The organism is Comamonas testosteroni ATCC 11996 (assembly GCF_000241525.1).
GTDB classification, from domain to species: domain Bacteria; phylum Pseudomonadota; class Gammaproteobacteria; order Burkholderiales; family Burkholderiaceae_C; genus Comamonas; species Comamonas testosteroni.
The window spans coordinates 143,983-152,904 of record NZ_AHIL01000055.1 but is presented as its reverse complement, the minus strand read 5'-3'; the positions used below and the strand labels follow the sequence as shown (position 1 = coordinate 152,904).

The following is an 8,922-nucleotide window of genomic DNA, read 5'->3' as shown; positions in this document are numbered from 1 at the left end:
CTTAGTTATCAATTTATTCCTCCTGAGGAGTCTTTTTCTTGCGTAAACACTTCTTTGGTTACAAATATTCCAGGGTGTTTTATTCCTCCATATTTCACAGGTGCTTCTGCATATTTTTTACCGATTGTTGGCGGTTTGCTATTCGGGTTTATTAGATTTTATGTTTATCGGATTGTATCGATGTCATGGGGCGATTTAGAGCGCCTAGGTAAGGCAAAAGATATTCCGGTGCTTTTAGTTTTGTTTTATTTTTTCGAACAAACTATGCTATTTATTCCTGCAACAATTTCATTATCTGTTTTTATGCTGATAATGGCAATATTGGTGGTTAAGTTGAAAATTGTGACAAAGGGATGATTGGTGAATATTGTTCTAGTTATTACCAACCTTGCGACTGGTGGTGCAGAAACCATGCTGCTTAAGCTATTGCAGCAGATAGACCGCGGCCGCTTTACGCCCACGGTGATCTCTTTGATTGGCCTCGGCGAAGTCGGGCCAAAAATTCAGGCCTTGAATATACCGGTGTATTCCTTGGATATGTCGCGGGGTGTACCTAACCCGCTGGTGGTGTTGCGCTTGGCCAAGTTGTTGCGCCAGTTGCAGCCTGAGGTGGTGCACACTTGGATGTACCATGCCGATTTGCTGGGTGGGCTGGCAGCCCGGCTGGCAGGGTTTAGAAAAGTGATTTGGTGCATTCGCCACAGCAATCTGTCAAAAACAGAAAACAAACGCTCAACGCTGTGGGTAGTTAAGGCGTGTGCTTTGCTGTCGCACCGCGTGCCAGTACAAATGATTTCTTGTTCGCAGCGGGCCAAAGAGGTTCATGCGGCGGTGGGTTATGCGGCAGACAAATTGCACGTCATCCCCAATGGCTTTGATTTAAGCCGCTTTGTGCCAGACGTAGCAGCGCGCGCCAGTGTGCGCGCTGAATTAGGTTTGGCGGCTGATGTGCCTTTGGTGGGCTTGATTGCGCGCTTTGATTCACAAAAGAACCATTGCGGCTTTGTTGAAGCCGCCGCTCAGGTGCACGCGCAGATGCCAGATGTACATTTTGTATTGGCGGGCACGGGTGTGGATGCTGCCAATATCGCGTTGAACAGCGCCATTGCTGTCAAGGGCTTGCAGGCGCGCATGCACCTGCTGGGGCGGCGCGAGGATGTGCCACGCCTGATGGCTTCGCTGGATGTGCTGGCCTCCAGCTCGCACGGCGAGGCCTTCCCCAATGTGCTGGGCGAGGCTATGGCCTGCGGCGTCCCCTGTGTGGTGACGGATGTGGGTGATAGCGCTGAGATCGTGGGCGACACCGGGTGCGTGGTGGCTGCGGGCGATATGGTTGGTTTGGCACGGGGATTGGTGGATGTTTTGAGCTATCCGCCTGAGCAGAAGACTGTCCTTGGCGAACAAGCGCGTGTGCGCGTCGCAGCCCGTTACGAGATAGGCCACGTAGCGCGTTTGTACGAAGCGTTTTACGAGCGCGTGGCGCGGGGCGATGGTTTGTAGAAGCTTGGCCCTCTGATCGATAACGACAGCGATAACAAATAAAAGGTATTTCAGATGTGCGGTTTTGTGGGTTTTTTAACCGAAGGCCAGTGGGCGCGTGATGAGGTAGCGCCAGGTCTGCTGGAGCGCATGGCGGCTACCATCGTGCATCGGGGGCCTGATAGTGCCGGATATTGGCATGACGCGATAAGTGGGATTGCGCTGGGCCATCGGCGGCTCGCGATTGTGGAGTTATCGCCCGCCGGCGCGCAACCTATGCGGTCGGCTTGTGGGCGCTATGTGATGGCCTTCAATGGTGAAATCTACAACCACCTGGATTTGCGCAGACAGTTAGACACTGAGGGGGGCAATACTGGGTGGCGTGGACATTCGGATACTGAAACGCTACTGGCCGGCTTTAGCGCCTGGGGCTTGCGCGCCACCATTGAGCGCTGCGTTGGTATGTTTGCCATTGCCGTGTGGGATAAAAGGGAGCGCAGTTTGACCCTGGCGCGTGACCGCCTGGGGGAAAAACCGCTGTACTATGGCTGGCAGGGGGCGGGCGCAGATGCCTGCCTACTGTTTGGCTCAGATTTGGCAGCAATCAAGGCGCACCCGGCGTTTGCAGCCGATATCAACCGCGATGCGTTGGCGCTGTACATGCGCCACAACGCCATTGCTGCCCCGCATTCCATTTACCGGGATATTTACAAGCTGCAGCCGGGCTGCTTGCTGACTGTGTCGCTGGCTCAGCGTGAGCCAAAGAGAGAAGCATATTGGTCGCTACCTCAGGTGGCGCTGCAGGGTGCTGCTACGCCTTTTGCGGGCACGGAGGTCGAAGCGGTGGATGCACTGGAGGCGTTGCTCAAAGACGCCGTGCGCCAGCAAATGATGGCCGATGTGCCGCTGGGCGCGTTCCTGTCGGGTGGCGTTGATTCATCCACCGTGGTGGCGCTGATGCAGGCGCAAAGTCAGCGGCCAGTCAAGACGTTCACCATTGGCTTTAACGAAGAAGGCTACAACGAAGCTTTGCACGCCAAGGCGGTGGCGCATCATTTGGGGACAGACCACACAGAGCTGTACGTTACGCCCCAGCAGGCGTTGGATGTCATCCCAAAACTGCCGCAGTTATACAGCGAGCCATTTTCAGATTCGTCGCAGATACCCACCTTCTTGGTCAGCCAGTTGGCCCGTCAGCAGGTGACGGTGTCTCTTTCGGGCGATGCGGGCGATGAGCTGTTTGCAGGCTACAGCCGCTATGCATTCACACGCAATTTGTGGCGTAAGCTGGAGCGCCTGCCGCAGCCGTTGCGTCGCTTGGGTGCGGCAGGAATCCAGGCACTATCACCTACATCGTGGAATACCTTGTGCAAGCCGGTGCAACCACTGCTGCCTGGCGCGCTGCGCCGGTCCAATATGGGTGACAAACTGCATAAGGGCGCTGCATTGCTCAATGCTCGCAGCGTGGATGAGCTCTATCTGGACTTGGTTACCCACTGGAAGCCCGATGGCTTGGTGCAGGGTGCTACCGAGCCCTTTACCCACTTGCGCGGAAATCCTTTGTCTCTGGCAGGACTAGACGAGGTGCAGCGCATGATGGTGCTGGATGCCGTCACCTATCTGCCCGACGATATTTTGTCCAAGGTAGACCGCGCCGCCATGGGTGTGTCCCTGGAGACGCGTGTGCCTTTTCTCGATCATCGCGTGGTGGAGTTTGCATGGCAACTGCCCCAGCAACTCAAGCTGCGCGGCCGTGTTGGTAAATGGGCGCTGCGTGAGGTGCTGTACCGACATGTGCCCAAAGAAATGATCGAGCGCCCCAAGATGGGGTTTGGCGTGCCCATTGACGAATGGCTGCGTGGGCCGCTGCGCGACTGGGCGGAGGATTTGCTTAGCGAGTCACGACTGCGTCAGGAGGGCTATTTCAACCCCGTGCCTATTCGGCAGAAATGGACCGAGCATGTTAGCGGTGAACGAAATTGGCAACATCATTTGTGGGATGTTTTGATGTTTCAGGCGTGGCTGAAAGAGTATTATTGAGATAATTTTGGATATTTTATATTAGAGAGAATCATGGAAAAATTTGAAAATGTAAAGCTGGCTGTTATTGGGCTTGGTTATGTGGGTCTTCCTTTGGCGGTTGAGTTTGGTAAAAAATACCCGACACTTGGTTTTGATATTAATAAAGACCGCTTGGAAGAATTGGCGTCTGGGCATGACCACACCTTGGAAGTTGAAGACGAGGAGCTGGCGCAAGCGACATTGCTTTCTTATAGTAGCGAACTCGATGAATTGTCCAAGTGCAATGTTTTTATCGTTACTGTTCCCACTCCAATTAATACACACAAGCAGCCAGATTTAACACCACTCATCAAAGCCAGTGAAACGATAGGTAAGGTTCTGAAGAAAGGAGGGGTGGTAATCTATGAGTCTACAGTTTATCCTGGTGCCACAGAGGAAGATTGCGTACCTGTTCTTGAAAAATTTTCTGGCTTGAAATTTAACCAGGATTTTTTCGCTGGCTATAGTCCGGAGCGCATCAATCCGGGCGATAAAGAACATCGTGTTACGAGCATTTTAAAGGTGACTTCAGGGTCGACGCCAGAAATTGCCAATTTTGTTGATGCATTGTATCGCTCTATCATTGTGGCGGGTACACACAAGGCTAGTTCTATTAAGGTCGCTGAAGCAGCAAAAGTAATTGAAAATACGCAGCGTGACGTGAATATTGGCTTAATTAACGAGCTGGCACTTATTTTCAATAAATTGGGCATTGACACTGAAGAAGTGCTGAAGGCCGCTGGGACGAAGTGGAACTTCTTGCCCTTCCGCCCGGGATTGGTGGGTGGACACTGTATAGGCGTCGATCCATATTATCTGACCCATAAAGCCCAATCTGTTGGCTATCACCCAGAGATTATCCTTGCTGGTCGACGCTTAAATGATGGCATGGGAAAGTATGTGGTTAGTCAGCTGGTAAAAGGGATGTTGAAAAAATGCATTCAGGTGAATGGCTCCAAGGTATTAGTGCTGGGGTTAACCTTCAAAGAGAACTGTCCAGATCTGCGTAATACGCGTGTGGTAGATATTATTAATGAGCTTAAGGAATACGGAATTGCGGTGGACTGCTTTGATCCATGGGTCAGTATCGAAGAAGCACGGCATGAGTATGGTATTGATGTTGCTACTCAAGAAGATCAATTAAAATTTAATGAATATGATGCCATTGTTCTGGCTGTCGCGCATAAGCAGTTTGCCAAGATGGGCGGCAATGGTATTCGTAGGCTGGGTAAGGATGTGCACGTTCTCTATGATTTGAAGTATATTCTAACTGCTGACGAATCGGATATCAGGTTGTAAAATGAGTAAATACGCTGAATTAAGAAGACACTTATTTGAAAATCAAGCCACTTGGCTGGTCACTGGTGTCGCAGGTTTCATAGGCTCTAACCTCTTAGAGCATTTGTTAAAACTCAACCAGCGAGTAGTGGGATTAGATAACTTTGCTACGGGGCATCAGCGAAATCTTGATGAAGTGCGGAGCTTGGTTTCTGCGCAGCAATGGCAGAATTTTGCGTTTATCGAAGGTGATATTCGTAACTTGACTGATTGCCAGAAAGCGTGCTTTGGTGTGAATTATGTATTGCACCAAGCTGCACTGGGATCTGTTCCTCGATCCATCAACGACCCCATTACGACCAATGACACCAACATAGGCGGTTTTTTAAACATGCTGGTTGCCGCACGTGATGCCAAGGTACAAAGCTTTACTTATGCAGCCAGCAGTTCAACATACGGCGATCATCCAGCCTTGCCCAAGGTGGAGGAGCACATTGGTAAGCCATTGTCGCCCTATGCTGTAACAAAATATGTGAACGAACTGTATGCAGACGTATTTGCGCGAACCTATGGCTTTAAGTCCATAGGGTTGCGTTATTTCAATGTGTTCGGTCAACGCCAAGACCCAAATGGCGCTTATGCGGCTGTTATTCCAAAGTGGGCGGCGGCCATGATTCAGGGCGATGAGCTATTCATCAATGGTGATGGGGAAACTAGCCGCGATTTTTGTTTTGTTGAAAATGCAGTGCAAGCGAACTTGCTTGCAGCAACTGCCGGCGATGATGAAAAAAATGAAGTCTATAACGTTGCAGTTGGAGACCGTACCACATTGAATGATTTATTTCACGCTTTGCGAGTCGCATTGGAAGATGGTGGTAAGCCTTATGGGAAAGAACCTATTTATCGCGAATTTCGTGCTGGAGATGTGCGTCATTCGCAAGCGGATATAAGCAAGGCCGTTGCCAATTTAGGCTATGCGCCTGAGTATAAGATATTGGAGGGCATAGGGAAAGCAATGCCTTGGTATGTGAGGCATATTTGATTAAACTGAAAAATCATTTTTGATAGAAAGTCAGTCTCAGGATACTACTACTGATATTTTTAGAGTAGGATAGGCTTACTTCAAGGTTTGTTAAAGACGCTATACCCGTAGTTCGATAAAAATGCATTAGACATAAAAGCACGTGAAAATTTTCATGAGTTAAGAAATTAGTCATGTTACATGTGTCGCAAGTAGATTTTTGGTTTTTAGGTAAATGAAAATCTTAGTAAATTTTTTTGCATATCGTGTCTTTGGAATAGAAACTTTAGCTGCACCCTATTAATAATTCTTTATTAAAGTAATGCGAACCATTGTCCTGATAACTTCCCACGCTCCTTCACTAACTAGTTTCCGCGCCCCACTAATACGTTTGTTGCACTCCCAGGGAGTACAAGTATTTGCCTTGGCACCAAACTTTGACGAAAGCACGCGTTTCGCTGTTCAGGCACTGGGGGCGATGCCAATTGATTGCCCTATGGCTCGCACCGGCATGAACCCGTTGCGTGATGCGGTCAACACGTGGCATATGGCAAAATTGTTGCGACGTTTGAAGCCAGATATGTCTTTGGGTTATTTTATTAAACCAGTGATTTTTGGCACGTTGGCAGCTTGGTGGGCGGGCGTTCCGCAGCGCTTCGCCATGGTGGAGGGTTTGGGCTTTGTCTTTACGCCGACCGATGATGGAGCTTTTTCATTCAAGCGTCGCTTATTGAAGCGACTGGTGCTGTGGTTGTACAAATTGGGGATGTCTCGTGCCGAGCGGGTGATATTTTTGAATTCCGACGATCAAGCGGAGTTGGTTGCTTCAGGTGTGTTACCTGCCAGCAAAGGGTTTCTGCTTGGTGGCATTGGCGTGGACCTGGAACATTGGGTGCCTGCTCCGCCAGTGCAGCAGCCGCCCACCTTCATGCTTGTGGCCCGCCTGTTGCGAGAAAAGGGCGTGGCGCAATATGCCGCCGCGGCACGTATCGTCAAGCAAAAGTACCCGCAAACGCGCTTCATCCTGCTGGGCGGACTGGACGATAACCCCGGTTCGATCACTGAGGCTGATGTACAGGCTTGGGTGGGCGAAGGTACCCTAGAGTGGCATGGACATACGCCGGTGATGCCGTGGATGGCGCAAACTAGCGTGTACGTACTGCCTTCCTATCGCGAGGGGGTTCCGGTGAGCACACAAGAGGCTATGGCCATGGGGCGTGCAGTGATTACCACCGATGTGCCGGGTTGCCGTCAAACGGTGATGGATGGTGTCAACGGTTTTCTCGTACCTCCTCGTGATGTGGAGGCTTTGGCTGAAAAAATGCAGTTGTTCATAGCACAGCCTGAATTAATTGCCACAATGGGGCAGGCCAGTCGTCGGATCGCAGAGGAGCGTTTTGATGTGAGAAAAGTCAATCGACGGTTAGTTGACTTGCTGCTCGGTCATAAACCAAAGGATGGAATGGTTGAATGAGCATCTATTTTTTCAATTGTGGTACTAGATTAATTTATTATCGTTTCATGCAGGTGTAACTGTGCAATGCTCTGCTTCTATATTATGCGCTGATGGGAGCAGTCCCATTAGGTTATTTCAGGGAATTTAATTACCTTGGTCGTGTTGGAGGAAGCAGGATGAATATATGCGCTGAAGATTGCTGAAATAATGGTTAAAGCTATTGCTAAGTAATATCGACAAATGTGATGAAGTCATTCCATATAATTATGAAGCGTATTTTTGATTTTTCTTTCGCTTTGTTGGGATTAATTATTCTGGCTCTGCCATTTTTCATTCTTGTTGCGGTCATTCGCCGTAAGCTGGGTAGCCCGGTATTTTTCCGCCAATTGCGTCCAGGGCTGCATGGCAAACCTTTTGAGATGGTTAAGCTCCGCACTATGACGGATGAGCGTGGACCGGACGGGCAGTTGTTGCCTGATGCGGCGCGACTAACGTCTTTTGGTCGTTTTTTAAGATCTACAAGCTTGGATGAGCTACCGGAACTATGGAATGTGTTGAAAGGTGATATGAGCTTGGTGGGGCCACGTCCATTGCTTATGGAATATATGCCGCTATACACGCCTGAGCAAGCTCGCCGTCACGAGGCGCGTCCTGGAGTGACAGGTTGGGCCCAGGTCAATGGACGCAATGCCATCAGTTGGGAAGAAAAATTCGAGTTGGACGTGTGGTATGTGGATCATCAGAGCCTGTGGTTGGACATCAAGATTTTGTGGTTGACCGTGAAAAAGGTGCTGGTGCGCGATGGCATCAGTGCGGCGGGGGAAGCAACAATGAGTAAGTTCACAGGCAGCAAGAAGCTGTAGTATTTTTAATTGCAAGCGAAAATATAAAAATAAAATCTCTAAAAATTAAAGGAATATTTAATGACGAATTCACAAGATTTATATGCGGTATATGGTGCTAGCGGCTATGGACGTGAGGTAATGCCACTAGCACGTCATTTATTAGTAACGGCGGGAATTCCCACGGATCGCTTGGTTTTTGTGGATGATGCGCCTGGGCCTGCATTGATAAATGGGGCGCGTTTACTGAATTATTCTCAATTTTTGAATGAGCCTGCTGGAAATCGCTATGCGGTTTTAGCCATTGCCAATAGTGCGATACGTGAAAAATTGGCCCATAACTTGGAAAAAGATGGGGTGAGGTCTTGGGCAGTACAAGCAGCCAATGTGGTTTGTATGGACGAAATATCGGTCGGAGAGGGGGCCATTCTGAGCCCCTTTGTTACGTTGACTAGCAATATTCGTATTGGCCGGCATTTTCATGCAAATATTTACAGTTATGTTGCGCACGATTGTGTAATTGGTGACTTTGTCACCTTTGCGCCAGGCGTGATGTGCAATGGAAATATTGTGATCGAAGATCACGCATACATTGGGACTGGGGCAGTTATCAAACAAGGCGTACCAGATAAACCTCTGGTAATCGGTCGGGGTGCTGTTGTTGGCATGGGGGCTGTCGTTACCAAGAGTGTGCCCGCCGGAGAAGTTGTTGTTGGAAATCCAGCAAAACCATTGCAGAAGCAAGTATTGAAATAAGTAGTTCTTGAGACACAGAACGGATCTGG

8 protein-coding genes are annotated in these 8,922 nt (G+C 49.6%); all 8 read left to right on the top strand.

Going from position 1 to position 8,922, the window contains the following annotated elements:
* Positions 1–357 (top strand): hypothetical protein (locus CTATCC11996_RS25780; RefSeq protein WP_157999255.1); only part of this gene is annotated, 357 nt, incomplete at its 5' end.
* A 3-nt stretch (positions 358–360) separates the two neighbouring features.
* Positions 361–1,500 (top strand): glycosyltransferase family 4 protein, encoded by a 1,140-nt coding sequence (locus CTATCC11996_RS23545; protein WP_201409230.1) that lies wholly within the window; start codon positions 361–363, stop codon positions 1,498–1,500.
* Between the two features lie 54 nt (positions 1,501–1,554).
* Complete coding sequence (gene asnB, locus CTATCC11996_RS23540; RefSeq protein ID WP_034350205.1) at positions 1,555–3,519, top strand: asparagine synthase (glutamine-hydrolyzing); 1,965 nt, start codon at positions 1,555–1,557, stop codon at positions 3,517–3,519.
* A 33-nt stretch (positions 3,520–3,552) separates the two neighbouring features.
* Positions 3,553–4,839 carry a Vi polysaccharide biosynthesis UDP-N-acetylglucosamine C-6 dehydrogenase TviB gene (tviB, locus tag CTATCC11996_RS23535; RefSeq protein ID WP_003081318.1) on the top strand — a complete coding sequence of 429 codons (1,287 nt, stop codon included), beginning with the start codon at positions 3,553–3,555 and terminating at the stop codon, positions 4,837–4,839.
* 1 nt (position 4,840) lies between these two features.
* The gene (locus CTATCC11996_RS25300; RefSeq protein WP_003081314.1) at positions 4,841–5,860 is read left to right on the top strand and encodes an NAD-dependent epimerase/dehydratase family protein; all 1,020 of its coding nucleotides are present in this window, start codon (positions 4,841–4,843) and stop codon (positions 5,858–5,860) included.
* A 301-nt stretch (positions 5,861–6,161) separates the two neighbouring features.
* Positions 6,162–7,313 (top strand): glycosyltransferase family 4 protein, encoded by a 1,152-nt coding sequence (locus CTATCC11996_RS23530; RefSeq protein ID WP_034350202.1) that lies wholly within the window; start codon positions 6,162–6,164, stop codon positions 7,311–7,313.
* Between the two features lie 248 nt (positions 7,314–7,561).
* Complete coding sequence (locus CTATCC11996_RS23525; protein WP_003081310.1) at positions 7,562–8,158, top strand: sugar transferase; 597 nt, start codon at positions 7,562–7,564, stop codon at positions 8,156–8,158.
* A 60-nt stretch (positions 8,159–8,218) separates the two neighbouring features.
* Entirely contained in the window at positions 8,219–8,893 is a 675-nt protein-coding gene (locus tag CTATCC11996_RS25295; protein ID WP_003081308.1) for an acetyltransferase, read from the top strand.
* The last annotated feature ends 29 nt before the right edge of the window (positions 8,894–8,922 follow it).

Excerpts from the sequence above, each read along its gene's own strand:
- CTATCC11996_RS23530 (WP_034350202.1), top strand. The coding sequence starts at position 6,162 with ATGCGAACCATTGTCCTGATAACTTCCCACGCTCCTTCACTAACTAGT.
- asnB (WP_034350205.1), top strand. The coding sequence starts at position 1,555 with ATGTGCGGTTTTGTGGGTTTTTTAACCGAAGGCCAGTGGGCGCGTGAT.
- CTATCC11996_RS25295 (WP_003081308.1), top strand. The coding sequence starts at position 8,219 with ATGACGAATTCACAAGATTTATATGCGGTATATGGTGCTAGCGGCTAT.
- CTATCC11996_RS25300 (WP_003081314.1), top strand. The coding sequence starts at position 4,841 with ATGAGTAAATACGCTGAATTAAGAAGACACTTATTTGAAAATCAAGCC.
- tviB (WP_003081318.1), top strand. The coding sequence starts at position 3,553 with ATGGAAAAATTTGAAAATGTAAAGCTGGCTGTTATTGGGCTTGGTTAT.
- CTATCC11996_RS23525 (WP_003081310.1), top strand. The coding sequence starts at position 7,562 with ATGAAGCGTATTTTTGATTTTTCTTTCGCTTTGTTGGGATTAATTATT.